We start from the raw sequence: 15,885 nt of genomic DNA, 5'->3' as shown, positions 1-15,885 counted from the left end.
GCCGCTCCGGGGTCATGCCCGGACGGCGTGATTTACGCCGCGTGCAACGCTCGTTGGTGTATGGGGAGCCGGGTTGTCCACGCGGCACAAATCAGCCTGAGTGTCCGGACACGACCCCTGCGCGTCCCCCTTCCATCCCGCGGGCTGGATCGACGGGGGTGCTTGTGCGGATCCCCCGCCCCCCCGCCCCCGGCAACGGACCGCAACCCGAACCGCGCCGGAGGCGACCCGTCGGATAGCCTGGCGAGCGGTTGTCTCTTCACGTCAAGACATGATTCACCCCGCCGTCGGAGAGATGGCCCGCACCAGGGGCAGGGCCCCCGCCGCCCGCCGTTCCACCGCTGTCTAACGGAGACCGCCATGACCCGCACTCCCGTGAATGTCACCGTCACCGGCGCAGCCGGCCAGATCGGCTACGCGCTGCTCTTCCGCATCGCCTCCGGTCAACTGCTCGGCGCGGATGTGCCGGTCAGCCTGCGTCTGCTGGAGATCCCGCAGGGCCTGAAGGCCGCCGAGGGCACCGCCATGGAGCTCGACGACTGCGCCTTCCCGCTGCTGCGCGGCATCGAGATCACCGACGACGCCAACGCCGCCTTCTCCGGCGCCAACGTCGCGCTGCTCGTCGGCGCGCGCCCCCGCACCAAGGGCATGGAGCGCGGCGATCTGCTCTCCGCCAACGGCGGCATCTTCAAGCCGCAGGGCAAGGCCATCAACGACAACGCCGCCGACGACATCAAGGTCCTCGTCGTCGGCAACCCGGCCAACACCAACGCGCTCATCGCGCAGGCCGCCGCCCCCGACGTACCGGCCGAGCGCTTCACCGCGATGACCCGTCTCGACCACAACCGCGCGATCTCGCAGCTCGCCGCCAAGACCGGCGCGCAGGTCACGGACATCAAGCGGCTGACGATCTGGGGCAACCACTCGGCCACGCAGTACCCGGACATCTTCCACGCGGAGATCGCGGGCAAGAACGCCGCCGAGACGGTCAACGACGAGCAGTGGCTCGCCGACACCTTCATCCCGACCGTCGCCAAGCGCGGCGCGGCGATCATCGAGGCCCGCGGCGCGTCCTCGGCGGCCTCGGCCGCCAACGCCGCCATCGACCACGTCCACACGTGGGTCAACGGCACCCCCGAGGGCGACTGGACCTCCATGGGCATTCCGTCGGACGGCTCGTACGGCGTCCCGGAGGGCATCATCTCGTCGTTCCCCGTCACCACGAAGAACGGCTCTTACGAGATCGTCCAGGGCCTGGACATCAACGACTTCTCCCGTGCGCGCATCGATGCGTCGGTGAAGGAGCTCACCGAGGAGCGCGACGCCGTCCGCGAGCTCGGCCTGCTCTGACCGTCCTGTGACCGAAGCTCCCGGCAGCGCCCACCCCGGCCGCCGGGAGCTTCGTCGTGTGCGGGCGGCCGGGACCCCGGCATCAACCCCCGTACACCCGTGGGGTGTTGATTCCGCGTTCGGTGCCACCGACGGCGACCGTTCGCGCACACTGAGTGCATGAACGCATACGGAGAGGGCCTGCCGGCGTACCGGACCATCCGGATGACGGTGCAGGACGGTCCCATCGCGGCATTCGCCGACGAGGAGGCGTGGCGGGCGCGGGAGCGCTACCCCACGATCGTGGGCATGGGGCTGCCGGCCTTCGTCGGGGCGAAGGAGTCGGAGCAGGGCGGCTGGGAGATCCTCCGCTCCGCCGGGGACACACCGCAGAGCGTCCGCGACTCCCTGGGCTCGTACTTCCGGGGGCTCGCCAAGGAGGCGTCGGCCGCCGGGCGCGCGGCGGACCGCGAGAAGTACCGCGCGGCGTACGAGAAGCTCGACCGGGTCGCCGTGGACGAGTTGAGGGTGCTCGGTACGCGCTACCGCGTGGTGCGCGTCGAGCAGTTCATCCGGCTGGGGCCCGACGGGCCCGAGCCGCCGCGGCCGTCGGACCCGGACCCGGGTGAGGTGGGGGAGGCGCACCGGCTGCCCAGCCGCGTCGAGGGATTCGTCATCGACCCGTACACCGGCACGGGGATGGCGGAGGGGCTGCTCAAGTTCGACCTGATGCAGTTCGTGCTGAAGGCGGGCACCGCGCCGCCCGAGATGCGCGGGGATTCGCTGCGGGCGGTCGAGACGCATCCGGGCGGAGTGCTGCTGCCCGCGGAGTTCGCGATCGCCGAGTGCGGCAAGGACGGGCAGTGGAAGCCGCATTCGGGTTCGGCGCCGACTCCGCAGGCGGCTCGGGACAGGCTGGCGATCGACTTCCGGGTCATGAAGCCCGTTCTGCGGAGGCTGAGCGAGGCGGAGCGCGCGGAGTACGCGAAGGCGGCGGACCGGCTCGACGAGAAGCGCGGGGCGGGGGTCTCGGTGGGCGGGCTGCGGTACCGGGTGGCGCGGGTGGAGCAGTTGGTACGGATCGGGCCCGACGGCCCGGAGGGGCCCAGGCCTTCGGACTTCGACCCGGATCCGCCGATCGAGGTGCAGACGAGGGAACAGGGCGAGGAGGGAGTGGCGGACGACGGCGACGACGAGTCGTCCGCCGAACTGGCCGCCGACATGCGGGACATGAAGCGGCTGCTGGACAAGGAGGAGGCGCGGCGCGCCGCGTGGAAGCAGCGGAAGAAGACGAGGGGACGCCAACCGGGCGCGGACGCCGGCTAGGGCGTGTTTGAGAAGTAGCGTCGTCCGCCCACTGGGCGGGGCCCACGGCGTCTGGTGCGTGCGATCGCAAGGCGGAGGATCATCCCCGTAGATGGGCCGGACGTACTTGGATGACTCCGACAACGCGGCGAGCGCGCGTGCCAGGCGTCGTGGGCCAGACGGGACTTCTCAAACACGCCCTAGGCGCTGTCCGGAAATGGCGTCGTCCGCCCGCAGGGCGGGGCTCGCGCCCGCCGCGGAGCGGCTGACGACTCGTAGGTGCGCGCGATCGCAAGGCGGGGAATCGCCCTCGTACAGGGAGTACTTGGGCGACTCCGCCAACGCGGCGAGCGGGCATGCCCATGCGTCACGGGCCGGACGGAACGTTCAAGAACGCGCCTGGTTCTGCGTCTCCCGACAGGGGCTTCGCCCCGGGTGCGCGTCCGCCGAACGCCAAGTTGCGACGTATGTCGGCGAGTTGGGCCCCTGTTTTCCTCTTGTTTCGTCATGGGCATGGTTACATCTCGGCGTTTCCGGGGGACCATTCCCGCGGCGGTCATCGCGCGTAGACCCGTGCGGCGCCCGCCCCGCACGCTCTGAGGTAAGACTCCGTGTCACCGGGCACGGAGCGTCAACCTGTCTCCCCACCGGAGGTTTCCGAAATGCGCCGTCGTCTGGCCATGCCGCTCGCCGCCCTTGCCCTCGCCATCCCCGCCACGCTCATGTCGGCGAGCTCGGCCGCCGCCGCGCCGGCCGACAAGCCGCAGGTCCTGAGCAGTTGGACGCAGACCAGCGCCGCCAGCTACAACTCGTGGCTCTCCGCCCGCAACAACCAGGGCGCCTGGTCCGCGTACGGCTTCGACTGGTCCACGGACTACTGCTCCTCCTCGCCCGACAACCCCTTCGGCTTCCCGTTCCAGACGTCCTGCGCGCGTCACGACTTCGGCTACCGCAATTACAAGGCGGCCGGTTCCTTCGACGCGAACAAGGCGCGGCTGGACAGTGCGTTCTACGAGGACCTGAAGCGGGTGTGCAACGGCTACTCGGGCGCCACGAAGGCCTCGTGCAACGCCACGGCGTGGACGTACTACCAGGCCGTCAGCATCTTCGGCCGCTCCGCCGCCGTCGACGGCACCAAGTCGGTCGTCTGACCGGTGTGTCCGCCGGTGTGATCCACCGCCGGCCCGATACTCGAAGGCCCCTCGCCCGCCAGCGAGGGGCCTTCGTGCTGTCTGTCGTCGGCGGGGGCGTCGGCGGGTCGTCGGCGGGTCGTGAGTGACCCTGAACACTTTCCGTCATCGATTACGCATGCTTCTCCGGTCTCGGGGCAGGCGCCCAGATCGCCAGTCGTTGCCGCTGGTGGCAGGTATCGGGAACGGAAGGCCAAACGCGACGTGTCGGCACAACAGACCATCTTTGTGGACGGGGAGTGGCGTAAAGCCGCCTCCGGCGCCACACGCGACATCATCGACCCCGCCGACGCGACGCCGTTCGCGGTGGTGTCCGAGGGCGGGGCCGAGGACGTCGATGCCGCAGTCGACTCCGCGCGCAGGGCTTTCGACGGGGGCGCGGGGCCCTGGCCCCGGACCCCCGTCGCCGAGCGGGCCGCGCTGTTGCGGCGCGTCGCCGGGCTGTTGCGGCGGGACCGGGAAGAGCTCGGGGAGCTGGAGAGCCGCGACGCGGGCAAGACCGTCGAGGAAGGGCGCGTCGACGTCGACTGTGTCGCCGACGCCTTCGCCTACTTCGCCGATCTCGTGAGCAACGAGGGCGGCGGGCGCGTCGTGGACGCCGGGTCCGCCGACGTGCACAGCGTCGTCGTGCACGAACCCGTCGGCGTCTGCGCGCTCATCACCCCCTGGAACTATCCGCTTCTCCAGGCGAGTTGGAAGATCGCCCCGGCGCTCGCCGCAGGCAACACCTTTGTGGTCAAGCCGAGCGAGCTCACCCCTCTCAGCACCGTCGCCCTGATCGACCTGCTCACCGAGGCCGGGCTGCCCGCCGGTGTCGCCAACCTGGTGACCGGCGCCGGTGACCCCGTCGGCGCCCGGATGGCCGAACACCCCGACGTGGACCTCGTGTCGTTCACCGGCGGACTGGCCAGCGGTACGAAGGTGATGGCCGCCGCCGCGCCCGGCGTGAAGAAGGTCGCGCTCGAACTCGGCGGGAAGAACCCGAACGTCGTCTTCGCCGACTCCTGCGCCACCGACGAGGACTTCGACACCGCCGTCGACCAGGCCCTGAACGCGGCGTTCATCCACAGCGGCCAGGTCTGCTCCGCCGGTTCGCGCCTCATCGTCGAGGAGTCGCTGCGCGAGCGCTTCGTCGCCGAACTCGCCCGCCGCGCCGCACGGATCCGCCTCGGCCGGGGCACCGGTGCCGGCGTCGAGTGCGGACCACTCGTGTCGGAGGGGCAGTTGGCGAAGACCGAGGAGTACGTCGCGTCCGCGCTGGCCGACGGCGCCGTGCTGCGGGCCGGCGGCAAACGACCCGGACCGGGTGAACTGCGCCCCGCCGCCGGGTACTTCTACGAGCCGACCGTCCTCGACCAGTGCCACCGCGAGATGCGGGTCGTCCGCGAGGAGGTCTTCGGCCCCGTACTGACCGTCGAGACCTTCCGTACGGAGGACGAGGCCGTCGCCCTCGCCAACGACACCGAGTACGGGCTGGCCGGCGGCGTCTGGACGGCGGACCCCGGGCGTGCGCGGCGCGTCGCCGGACGGCTTCGGCACGGCACGGTCTGGATCAACGACTTCCACCCCTACCTGCCGCAGGCCGAGTGGGGCGGCTTCGGCAAGTCCGGCATCGGGCGTGAGCTGGGGCCCGCCGGGCTCGCCGAGTACCGCGAGGCCAAGCACATCTACCAGAACCTCGCCCCGCGGCCCGTCCGCTGGTTCGCCGGCTGAACCGGCCGGCCGTCGGCCACCACCGGCGACCAAAGCCGTTCGCCCTCGCCAACTGCCTTACGGCTCAGTCACATTACGGCTCATTACGCGCAAGAACCTTGAATCACCCCAGCGAAGTGGAGTAGACGACACCCATGGCCGAACACGACGCCGCATACGACTACGTCGTCGTCGGAGGCGGCACCGCGGGATCGGTGATCGCCTCCCGGCTCACCGAGGACCCGGACGTCACCGTCGCCGTCATCGAGGGCGGGCCCTCCGACATCGACCGGCCCGACGTGCTGACTCTCCGGCGCTGGATGGGGCTGCTGGGCGGTGAGCTGGACTACGACTACCCGACGACCGAGCAGCCGCGCGGCAACTCCCACATCCGGCACAGCCGTGCCCGGGTGCTCGGCGGCTGCTCCTCGCACAACACCCTGATCGCCTTCAAGCCCCTGCCGTCCGACTGGGACGAATGGGCGGCGGCGGGGGCCGACGGCTGGGACGCGGCGTCCATGGAGCCCTACTTCGGGCGGCTGCGCAACAACATCGTGCCGGTGGACGAGCAGGACCGTAATCCCATCGCCCGTGACTTCGTGGACGCCGCTCAGGCGGCGCTCGGCGTCCCCCGCGTCGAGGGCTTCAACAGGAAGCCCTTCCACGAAGGCGCAGGCTTCTTCGACCTCGCCTACCACCCGGAGAACAACAAGCGGTCGTCCGCCTCCGTGGCGTATCTGCACCCGTTCCTGGACCGCCCCAACCTCACACTGCTGCTGGAGACCTGGGCGTACCGGCTGGAGTTCGACGGCACCCGCGCGACCGGCGTGCGCGTACGGGCCGCGGACGGTACGGAGTCGTACGTACGCGCCCGGCGCGAAGTCCTCGTCTGCGCCGGCGCCGTCGACACGCCCCGGCTGCTCCTGCACTCCGGCATCGGGCCCCGCGCCGACCTGGAGGCGCTGGGTATCCCCGTCACGCACGATCTGCCCGGTGTCGGGGAGAACCTGCTCGACCACCCCGAGTCGGTCATCGTCTGGGAGACCGACGGGCCGATCCCCGAGAACTCGGCGATGGACTCCGACGCGGGCCTCTTCGTCCGGCGCGACCCGGACTGGCCGGGCCCGGACCTGATGTTCCACTTCTACCAGATCCCGTTCACGGACAATCCCGAGCGCCTCGGCTACGAACGCCCGCCGCACGGCGTCTCGATGACACCGAACATCCCCAAGCCCCGCAGCCGGGGCCGCCTCTTTCTCACCAGCGCGGATCCCGAGGTCAAACCGGCACTGGATTTCCGGTACTTCACCGACGAGGACGACTACGACGGCCGCACCCTCGTGGACGGCATCAGGATCGCCCGGCGGATCGCCGCCGCCGAACCGCTCGCCGCGTGGCTGACCCGCGAGGTCTGTCCGGGGCCGGACATCACCTCCGACGACGAGCTGAGCGAGTACGCCCGTAAATGCGCCCATACGGTCTACCACCCGGCCGGCACCTGCCGGATGGGCGCTCCCGACGACGAACAGGCCGTGGTCGGACCGGATCTGACGATCCGTGGGCTGAGAGGCATCCGAATCGCCGATGCTTCCGTCTTCCCCACCATGCCGGCCGTGAATCCGATGATCGGGGTCCTGATGGTCGGCGAGAAATGCGCCGAACTGCTCACCTCGGCAACCAAGACAACCGCACCGGGAGGTGATGCGTGATGACCGCCACCGAACCGGTCTTCTCCGTACGCGATCTGTGGAAGGTCTTCGGACCGAAGGCCGACCGAATACCGGGCAACGCGGAGTACGCGGCGCTGTCCGCCGAGGAGTTGAGGACCCGCACCGGCTGCACGGCCGCCGTCCGGGACGTCTCCTTCGATGTGCGCAAGGGCGAGGTCTTCGTCGTCATGGGCCTCTCCGGCTCGGGCAAGTCGACCCTCGTACGCTGTCTGACCCGGCTCATCGAGCCGACCAGCGGACAGCTGGCCATGGACGGCGAGGACATCATCGCCATGGACAAGAACCGGCTGCGCGAACTGCGCAGGCACCGCGCCGCGATGGTCTTCCAGCACTTCGGTCTGCTGCCGCACCGCTCCGTGCTCGACAATGTCGCCTACGGCCTGGAGATCCAGGGCATGCCCCGCGCCGAGCGCCGGGCCAAGGCCGCCGAGGTCGCCGCCCTGGTCGGCCTCGAAGGACTGGAGGAACGGCGCCCCGGCCAGCTCTCCGGCGGCCAGCAGCAGCGCGTCGGTCTCGCCCGCGCGCTCGCCGTGGACCCTCAAGTCCTGCTGTTCGACGAGCCGTTCAGCGCACTCGACCCACTGATCCGCCGCGACATGCAGGAAGAGGTCATCCGCCTGCACCGTGAGGAGGGCCGCACCATGGTCTTCATCACCCACGACCTCAACGAGGCCCTGCGCCTCGGCGACCGCATCGCGCTGATGCGCGACGGCGGGATCGTGCAGCTCGGCACGCCCGAGGAGATCGTCGCCAACCCGGCCGACGACTACGTACGCGACTTCGTCCGCGACGTCCCGCGTGAGCAGGTCATCTCCGTACGCCGCGCCATGCGCCCCGCGCGGGACGGCGAGAGCGAGTCGGGCGTCGCGCTGGGGCCGGACACGCTGGTCTCCGACGCGATCGAGGCCGTCGCACGCAGCGGCGACTACTGCCGGGTCGTGGACGACGGCCGGACCCTCGGCGTCGTCGGTTACGAGGAACTGCTGGCCGTCGTCGCGGGGCTGGACGACGACGCGGAACCCAAGGAGGTGGCGGCGGTATGAGCGCCGCTCCGGGCCCGGTGTCCGAGATGACCGATGCGGCGCGGCACGACGCGGGCGCCGGTCCTGGCGGCGTACGTACGAGCAAGACCGGCCCGTCCGGCGACGGCGTCCCCGGACCCTGGTCCCGCCTGGCGGGCAACCCCCGCGCGATGCTGCTCGTCGCCGCCGTCCTCGTCGCGATCGTCAGCGCGGCCGTCGGCGGAACCGGAGCCTGGCCCGACGCTCTGACCGTCGACGTGCGCTCGCCGCTCGACGACCTCAACCGCTGGCTCGTCGACAACCGCACCACCCACCCCCTGTTCCTCTACTTCCTCCTGCACATCAGCAACTCCGCCGAGAGCTCGGTCGACGGTGTGCTCAGCGTGCTGGAGAGCCTCGGCTTCATCGGCGTGACGGTGGCGGCCGTACTGATCGCCTGGTACGCGGGCGGCGCCGGCCTGCGCCGCCGCGCCCTGCGCACCGCCGCGACCGCGCTCGCCACCTTCGCCGTGATCGGGCTGCTCGGCATGTGGGAACCGGCGATGGAGACGCTGTCCCTGATGGTCGTCGCCGTCACCGTCTCGGCCGTCGTCGGCGCGCTGCTCGGGCTCGCGGCCGGGCTCTCCGACCGCTGCCAGCGCGTGCTGCGGCCGGTCTTCGACACCATGCAGGTGCTGCCCGCCTTCTCGTACCTGCTGCCGTTCGTGCTGCTCTTCGACATCGGCATCCCGTCCGTCTTCGTCGCGACCGTCATCTACGCGGCCCCGCCGATGGCCCGGCTGACCGCGCTCGGGCTGCGCGGCGCCGACGCGGCGGCACTTGAGGCGTCCGCCTCGCTCGGCGCGAGTTCCTGGCAGCGGCTGTTGACGGCGCGGCTGCCGCTCGCCCGCAAGCAGATGCTCCTCGGCCTCAACCAGACGATCATGATGTGTCTGTCGATGGTCGTCCTCGCCTCGATGATCGGCGCGGGCGGACTCGGCGACGAGATCTTCACGGCGCTCTCCACCGTCGACGTGGGCCTCGCGCTGCCCGCCGGGATCGCCGTCGTACTGCTGGCGATCTGGCTGGACCGTACGACGGCCGCGGCCGGCGAACAGCTCGAAGACCCCGACGCCGGGCGGCGCGCCACGTGGTGGAAGCTCTGGCCCGGCATCGTCGCGGGCGTCGCCGGCGGCGCGGTGCTCGGAGCCGTACTCGGCCGCAAGGAGTGGCCCGAGGCCTGGACCGTCTCGATCAGCGAGCCGGTCAACACGGCCGTCGACTGGATCGAGCGCGAACTCGGCTCCGGCGTACCGGTGTTGGGCGGCACCCTCACCTGGTCCGAAGGGTTCGCGAACTGGGTGATCAACCCGGTGCGTGACGCGCTGCTGGCCACACCCTGGTGGGCGCTGCTGCTCGTCGCCGCCGTGCTGGCACTGCGGACCGGCTGGCAGGCCGTCGTCACGGTGGTGCTGTCCCTGGCCGCGATCGGCGCGATGGGTCTCTGGGACCGCTCGCTCGACACGCTCTCGCAGGTCCTCGCCGCCCTGGTGGTGACCCTGCTGCTCGGCTTCGCCATCGGCATCCTCGCGGCGCGCGTCGAGAGGATCGAGCGGGTGATCAGGCCGGTTCTCGACATCATGCAGACGATGCCGCAGTTCATCTATCTGATCCCGGTGATCGCGCTGTTCAGCGGCGGCCGTACGGCGGCTGTCGCCGCGGCCGTCGTCTACGCCCTGCCCGCCGTCGTACGCATCACCACCCAGGGAATCCGGCAGATCGACCCCTCCGCGCTGGAGGCGGCGCGCTCCCTCGGCGCCGGTACCGGGCAGCAACTGCGCCAGGTCCAGCTGCCGTTGGCCCGGCCCGCCCTCCAACTCGCCGTCAACCAGGGCGTGGTGCTGGTCCTGGCCATCGTCGTCATCGGCGGCATGATCGGCGGCGGCGCGCTCGGCGTCGATGTCGTGAAGGGCCTGGCCAAGGGCGATCTGGGGCTCGGTATGACGGCCGGCATCGCGATCGTGTGCCTGGGCCTGCTGCTGGACCGGATCTCGCAGCCGAGCGCGGCGGCGAAGGAACGCGCCCTGGTGTGAGCTCAACACAACCGAAGACAACCGAAACCGCGACAGAAAGAAACACGACGTGACCCACACCAAGCGGATACGCACCACCCTGGTCGCCGGAGCCGGCGCGCTCGGCATGCTCGCGCTCAGCGCGTGCGCGGCCGAGACCGATTCGGCCTCCGCGTCCGACGAGGTCACCCTGACCGTGCCCTCCTGGGTCGGCGCGCGTGCCAACGCCGAGGTCGCCAAGGTGATCATGGAGCAGGAGCTGGACGTCAAGGTCGAGCTCCAGCAGCTCGACGAGCCGGTCGCCTTCGACGCGCTCAACAACGGCAAGGCCGACGCGATCCTGGAGGACTGGGGCGGCTCGCCGAAGAAGGAGAAGCTCTACATCGAGGACAAGAAGACCATCGTCAAGGGCGGCGACCTCGGCGTCGTCGGCCACATCGGCTGGTTCGTCCCGAAGTACTACGCGGACGCGAACCCCGAGGTCACGGACGCCAAGAACCTCAACAAGTTCGCCAAGGACTTCAAGTCCGCGAACAGCGGCGACCTGGGCGAGTTCCTGGGCGCGGCGCCCTCGTACACGACGTACGACGAGCACCTGGTCAAGAACCTGAAGCTGAACCTCAAGATCAAGGAGACCGGCAACGAGGCCGCCCAGATCAAGGAGATCCAGCAGAAGTACCGCGACAAGGAGCCCTTCATCACCTACTGGTGGGACCCGCAGTGGCTCAACGCGGACATCGACCTGGTCGAGGTGAAGCTGCCCGCGTACGAGGAGGGCTGCAACGTCCCCGAGACGGCGACGGACTGCGCGTACGCCAACACCCCGCTCCAGAAGTACCTCAACGCGGACTTCGCGAAGGACGGCGGTGACGCCGCCGAGTTCATCAAGAACTTCAAGTGGAGCACCGAGGCGCAGAACGAGGTCGCCAAGGCGATCGCGAAGGACAAGCTGAGCGGCCCGGACGCGGCCGAGAAGTGGGTCAAGGAGAACAAGTCGACGTGGGAGGCCTGGCTCCCGAAGAAGTAACCCCTGCCCGTGCCGCTTCCGGACGGCCCGGAGCCCTCACCGGCTCCGGGCCGTCCGGCTGTGCTCGCGTACCTCAGAAGTGGCTCAACTCCCTTGAGGCGGGCGGCCGGAGACGGCGAGTATCCGGGAATGACGCTATTCGGACAGAAGCAGCAGGAGTTCTCCGTACTCGTCGTCCGCGACGCCGACGAGGTCGCCGAAGCCGTGGACCGGGCGCTGAAGACCGCGGACCCGGAGGAGCGGCCGGGGCTGGAGCGGGCCGCCGCACTGCTCGCCGCGGCCAAGGAGGTCACCGACAGTGAGATACGCGGGAGTTGGGCGCGCCGGCAGATAGCCGACGCAGGTGTGGAGGGGCGCCCCGACTCGGTCAAGGCGGTGAAGGCCCTGCGCGACGCGCAGCCGGGGCTCAGCCTCCTTCAGGCCGTACGGCTGTCGCAGGAGGCCGCCGCACTGGAGGACGAAGAGGGCCGGGGCCGTACCGTCTGAGCGGGGAGCGTTACGCCGACTCCCGCACCACCAGCGTCGGCGTGAAGATCATCGACGGCAGCGGGCCGCCCGGTGCGGCGATCTGCTTCAGCAGCAGCCTGGCCATCTCCGAGGACATCTCCTCGACCGGCTGACGTACCGTCGTCAGCGCCGGATCGCAGGTCAGCGCCGCGTTGCTGTCGTCGAAGCCCACCACGGCCACCTCGTCGGGCACCTGTCTGCCCGCCCTGAGCAGTACCGGCAGCGCGCCCAGCGCCATCAGGTCGGAGGCGATGAACACCCCGTCCAGGTCCGGGTGTTCGGCCAGCAGGCGCCGCATCGCCGCCGCGCCGCCCGTGTGTGTGAAGTCGCCCTCCGCGACCGCGACGTCCTCGATCCCGTACGTGGCCATCGCCGCCCGGAACCCTTCGAGCCGCTCCTGCCCCGCTGGCATGTCCTGCGGCCCCGCGACCGTACCGATCCTGCGCCGCCCGAGCCCCGCCAGATGCCCGGCGGCCAGCCGCGCGCCCGCCGCCTGGTCGGCCTCGACGTAGGTGAGCGGTGACGGCTGTCCGGGCCGGCCCGCCAGGACGGCGGGCAGCCGGGTCTCGTGGACCAGCCGGGGCAGCGGATCACCGGCGTGCGAGGAGATCAGGACGATGCCGTCCACATGGCCCTGGCGCAGATACGAGAGCAACTGGTCGCGCGAGGCCGCGTCGTCCGCCAGCATCAGCACCATCTGCACACCGGCCGGCCGCAGCACGTCCAGCAGCCCGCCCACGACCCGGCCGAAGTACGGGTCCGAGAACATCCGGCCCACGAACGGCTCGGCCACCGGCCGCCGTTCCTGCTCGGAGACCACCAGCGCGATCGAGTCGGTGCGTCGGGTCACCAGCGACCGCGCGGCGCGGTTCGGGACGTAGTGCGTCGTGGCGATGGCCTCCTCGACCACGGTGCGCAGCGCGGGATCCACCGTCGTCGCTCCGTTGATCACGCGGGACACCGTGGCACGTGAGACGCCTGCGACGGCGGCCACGTCCTCCAGGGTCGGGCGCGCGGGCGGGGAGGCGTCGGCAGTCATGCAGTCTTTATACCGGTTGGTACTCGACGCCCGGAGCGGGCCCTCGGTGGCCGGATTCCGTACCGCGCGGCGTACTACGCGGCGATGCGGTTCAGACCGTCGAGTTCGCCCTCCCTCGCCTCCACGAGCGCGGCGGCGAGCTTCTTCGCCGCGGCTTCGCTGCCCGCGTCGACCTCGGAACGGGACACGAGCGCGGAGTGCTCCAGATGTTCGCGGATCTGGAGCACGAAAACCTTCTCGAAGGCCGCGCCTTCGGCGGCCCGCGCCTGCGCGAGATCGCCGGGCGTCACCATGCCGGGCATCTCATGGCCCTCGTGGACGTTCGTGGCCGGGAGGCCCAGCTGCTTCAACAGCGGTCGCATACGGCCGAGTTCGGCGCGGTGCGCGGCGGCCAGGTCCTTCGCCCAGCTCCGCAGACGGGGGTCGGTGGAGCGGTCGGCGGCCATCGTCAGAAGCTCGACCGCGCCCTCGTTCATGGGGGTCATGAGCTGGACCCACGCGGCGTCGGTGGCACCGGAGCGTGTGCCGACGGGAGTTGGGGCCGGTGGCGGGTCCTGCCGGGCCGCTGTGGGGGTGGACGACGAGCAGCCCGTCACCGCGAGAAGGGCGAGGAGTGCCGCCGCCGTACCGCGTACCGCCTTCATGGAGAGTCCTCGGGTGGGGGAGAGGGGCGCCGGTGTCCGGCCGGGGCGCGGTGCGGCCCCGGCCGGACACCGAACTGATCGGTCCGGTCTGTCCGTTCAGGTCTGTCCGGTCAGGAAGGCTGACCGTTGGCGCCGCACTTGATGATCGGGCGGATGCAGTCACGTACGCGCCGCTCCATCTCCGCCACGGGCCAGACGTTGAAGAAGTCGCCGTGCATCGTGTAGCCGCGGCCCGACGCGAGCGAGAAGCGGGCCGGATCGCCGTTGACCGGATACCTGAGCACCTGCCGCAGCTTCGGCACCGGCACCGGGTGGGTCGACGGGCAGGCGCCCGCCACCGGGTACGACATATGGCTCTTGTGGTCCGCCGAATCGAGGTCACGGCCGTTCCAGCACTGCGGGAAGTCCAGATACGACTCCAGCATCGCGCCGGCGGGGCAGTTGACGAAGTCGGTCGACGGGTTGACCTCGCCGTGGTGCAGACACGACCAGCGCGCCCGCGTGTCGTCGTTGGGGCCGGTCGCCTTGGCGTTGCCCGCCACGATCCGCAGTCCGTACGGCAGCGGCTGCGTCTGGGCGATGATGTCGTCGCGTACGCCTTCACCCAGGTAGTAGAAGGTGGTGCCGGTCGGCTCCACCTCCTTCGTGCCGTCGTACAGGGTCGGTACCCAGTACGACGAGAGGTCCTCCTGCGGCGAGCAGGTGGTGCGCCCGTTCGCCAGACTGTTGACGTCGGAACGGCCGTTGGTCGTGTCGTTGCCGAAGAAGCTGTGCATGTGCGAGGCGCCGGGCAGCCCGGGGAACACGATCGGGTCGTCCGGGAGGCGGTGGCTGTACGGGCACTCGGCGAGGAATTCCGACACCCGGACGACGGCGGCGCCCTTGGTGTCGGACCCGGTGCTCGCGCTGCTCATGTTGGCCTGGAGCAACGACGCGGTGAGCGCGACGAGGGCCAGGGCGACGACGCGTCGGCGCCAGGACGCCAGCCGTCCGGTACGGGTGGGGGAGGAGACGCGGGAGGAGATGCGGGAGGGTCTGTGGAGCACGGCACTCCAATCGGAGGAATTGGGGAGTTCCTTGGATGTGTCAGAGAGCGCTCTCTGGCCGTGAAGGTAAGAGCGGGCCGCAGGGGTGTCAATAGATGCGGCAGGGCCGGTCAAGTAGCGCCAAACCAAAGGGAGTTGGTGGTGATCGAAGTTGGAGAGCGCTCTCTTGTGCGGCCCGCCCGAAATGGGGGATATGGGCCGCTGCCGGACGCGCCGGACCGACTTACGGACCGGCTTACGGGGCGGCTGCCTCAAGCGCGTCCACGCTGCCCGACATGATCGTGCGCAGGTGGGCGGTGATGTGGTCGAGAGGCCAGTCCCACCAGGCGATCGTCAGCAGCCGGTGGACGTCCGCGTCGTCGTAACGGCGGCGGATGAGCCTGGCCGGATTGCCGCCGACGATGCCGTAGTCCGGTACGTCGTCCACGACGACCGCGCCCGAGGCGATCACCGCTCCATGGCCGATCCGGACACCCGGCATCACCATGCCGCGGTAGCCGAACCAGACGTCGTTGCCCACCACCGTGTCACCCCGGCCGGGCAGTCCGGTGATGAGATCGAAGTGCTCGCTCCACGAACCGCCCATGATCGGGAAGGGGAACGTCGACGGGCCGTCCATACGGTGGTTGGCGCCGTTCATGATGAACCGCACCCCCTCGCCCAGCGCGCAGTACTTCCCGATGACCAGCTTCTCCGGCCCGTAGTGGTACAGCACGTTCCGCGTCTCGAACGCCGTCGGCTCGTCCGGGTCGTCGTAGTACGAGAAGTCCCCGACCTCGATCAACTCGGAGGTGATCAGCGGTTTCAGCAGCACCACCCGCGACTGTCCGGGCATCGGGTGGAGCACGGTCGGATCGGCGGGGCGGCCGGGTGCGGATGGCATGAAAGGAATGTAGTTGAGGAGAGTTCAGGGACCGCCCTGTTCCGTGCGGATGCCAGCCATCTAAGGTGTGCGGCGAGCACGGGACTGACGGGTCGAAGGATCGGCCCGCAGACGGGGGAGGACAGCGCGCCATGGCGGCAACTAAACAACGCAGGCTGCGGTCGAGCACGGTGGTGCTCGGCGGCATGGGGATACTCGCACTGACGATAACTTCCTGTGGTTCGGAACCGGACCGGCGCTGCGCCGACCGGAACACCTATGAGGAACTGTCCAAGTCCGACTGCGACAGCACCGGCACCGGCGCGTACTACTACGGCGGCAAGAGCACCAAGGGCCGTGTCCACGACGGCAGTTTCGACAAGTCGGCGGTCGACCGGGGCGGCTTCGGCTGCTCGGGCACCGGCGGCGGCTGAGCGGGCG

14 protein-coding genes are annotated in these 15,885 nt (G+C 70.2%); 10 read left to right on the top strand and 4 right to left on the bottom strand.

The features are described from left to right. Positions 1 to 360: 360 nt before the first annotated feature. From OIE74_RS14240 to OIE74_RS14200, 9 genes are all read left to right on the top strand, one after another. On the top strand, positions 361 to 1,350 hold the full coding sequence (locus OIE74_RS14240) for a malate dehydrogenase (protein ID WP_329382842.1): 990 nt from the start codon (positions 361 to 363) through the stop codon (positions 1,348 to 1,350). 159 nt (positions 1,351 to 1,509) lie between these two features. Then, the gene (locus OIE74_RS14235; protein WP_329382839.1) at positions 1,510 to 2,655 is read left to right on the top strand and encodes a DUF5954 family protein; all 1,146 of its coding nucleotides are present in this window, start codon (positions 1,510 to 1,512) and stop codon (positions 2,653 to 2,655) included. Between the two features lie 641 nt (positions 2,656 to 3,296). Next, positions 3,297 to 3,785, top strand: coding sequence for a phospholipase (locus tag OIE74_RS14230; protein WP_329382836.1), 489 nt, complete (start codon positions 3,297 to 3,299; stop codon positions 3,783 to 3,785). A gap of 243 nt (positions 3,786 to 4,028) precedes the next feature. Then, positions 4,029 to 5,537, top strand: a complete 1,509-nt coding sequence (locus OIE74_RS14225; RefSeq protein ID WP_329382833.1) for an aldehyde dehydrogenase family protein — start codon at positions 4,029 to 4,031, stop codon at positions 5,535 to 5,537. A 134-nt stretch (positions 5,538 to 5,671) separates the two neighbouring features. Further along, the gene (locus OIE74_RS14220; protein ID WP_329382830.1) at positions 5,672 to 7,225 is read left to right on the top strand and encodes a GMC family oxidoreductase; all 1,554 of its coding nucleotides are present in this window, start codon (positions 5,672 to 5,674) and stop codon (positions 7,223 to 7,225) included. Further along, positions 7,225 to 8,289, top strand: a complete 1,065-nt coding sequence (locus OIE74_RS14215) for a quaternary amine ABC transporter ATP-binding protein (protein ID WP_329382828.1) — start codon at positions 7,225 to 7,227, stop codon at positions 8,287 to 8,289. Before OIE74_RS14220 ends, OIE74_RS14215 begins: the two co-directional genes overlap by 1 nt. Then, positions 8,286 to 10,340: an ABC transporter permease gene (locus tag OIE74_RS14210; RefSeq protein ID WP_329382825.1), complete on the top strand. Its 2,055-nt coding sequence runs from the start codon at positions 8,286 to 8,288 to the stop codon at positions 10,338 to 10,340. The genes OIE74_RS14215 and OIE74_RS14210 overlap by 4 nt, the downstream gene beginning before the upstream one ends. Before the next feature lie 49 nt (positions 10,341 to 10,389). Continuing rightward, a complete protein-coding gene (locus OIE74_RS14205; RefSeq protein ID WP_384202747.1) occupies positions 10,390 to 11,346 on the top strand; it encodes a glycine betaine ABC transporter substrate-binding protein in 957 nt (318 codons plus the stop codon). Between the two features lie 129 nt (positions 11,347 to 11,475). Continuing rightward, complete coding sequence (locus OIE74_RS14200) at positions 11,476 to 11,832, top strand: hypothetical protein (RefSeq protein WP_329382822.1); 357 nt, start codon at positions 11,476 to 11,478, stop codon at positions 11,830 to 11,832. Positions 11,833 to 11,842: 10 nt separating this feature from the next. Here the strand turns inward: OIE74_RS14200 and OIE74_RS14195 are convergent, their stop codons facing one another. From OIE74_RS14195 to OIE74_RS14180, 4 genes are all read right to left on the bottom strand, one after another. Beyond that, complete coding sequence (locus OIE74_RS14195; RefSeq protein WP_329382819.1) at positions 11,843 to 12,892, bottom strand: LacI family DNA-binding transcriptional regulator; 1,050 nt, start codon at positions 12,890 to 12,892, stop codon at positions 11,843 to 11,845. A 74-nt stretch (positions 12,893 to 12,966) separates the two neighbouring features. Further along, complete coding sequence (locus OIE74_RS14190; protein WP_329382816.1) at positions 12,967 to 13,536, bottom strand: DUF305 domain-containing protein; 570 nt, start codon at positions 13,534 to 13,536, stop codon at positions 12,967 to 12,969. Between the two features lie 110 nt (positions 13,537 to 13,646). Beyond that, positions 13,647 to 14,450: a DUF1996 domain-containing protein gene (locus OIE74_RS14185; protein WP_329392293.1), complete on the bottom strand. Its 804-nt coding sequence runs from the start codon at positions 14,448 to 14,450 to the stop codon at positions 13,647 to 13,649. A gap of 367 nt (positions 14,451 to 14,817) precedes the next feature. Next, a complete protein-coding gene (locus OIE74_RS14180; RefSeq protein ID WP_329382814.1) occupies positions 14,818 to 15,465 on the bottom strand; it encodes a CatB-related O-acetyltransferase in 648 nt (215 codons plus the stop codon). A gap of 131 nt (positions 15,466 to 15,596) precedes the next feature. Here OIE74_RS14180 and OIE74_RS14175 point away from each other — a divergent pair, with 131 nt between their 5' ends. Next, entirely contained in the window at positions 15,597 to 15,878 is a 282-nt protein-coding gene (locus OIE74_RS14175) for a hypothetical protein (RefSeq protein WP_329382812.1), read from the top strand. Positions 15,879 to 15,885: the final 7 nt, after the last annotated feature.

The organism is Streptomyces sp. NBC_01716, from assembly GCF_036248275.1.
GTDB lineage: Bacteria > Actinomycetota > Actinomycetes > Streptomycetales > Streptomycetaceae > Streptomyces.
The sequence above is the reverse complement of the archived record's forward strand: the minus strand, read 5'-3'. Positions and strand labels throughout refer to the sequence as shown.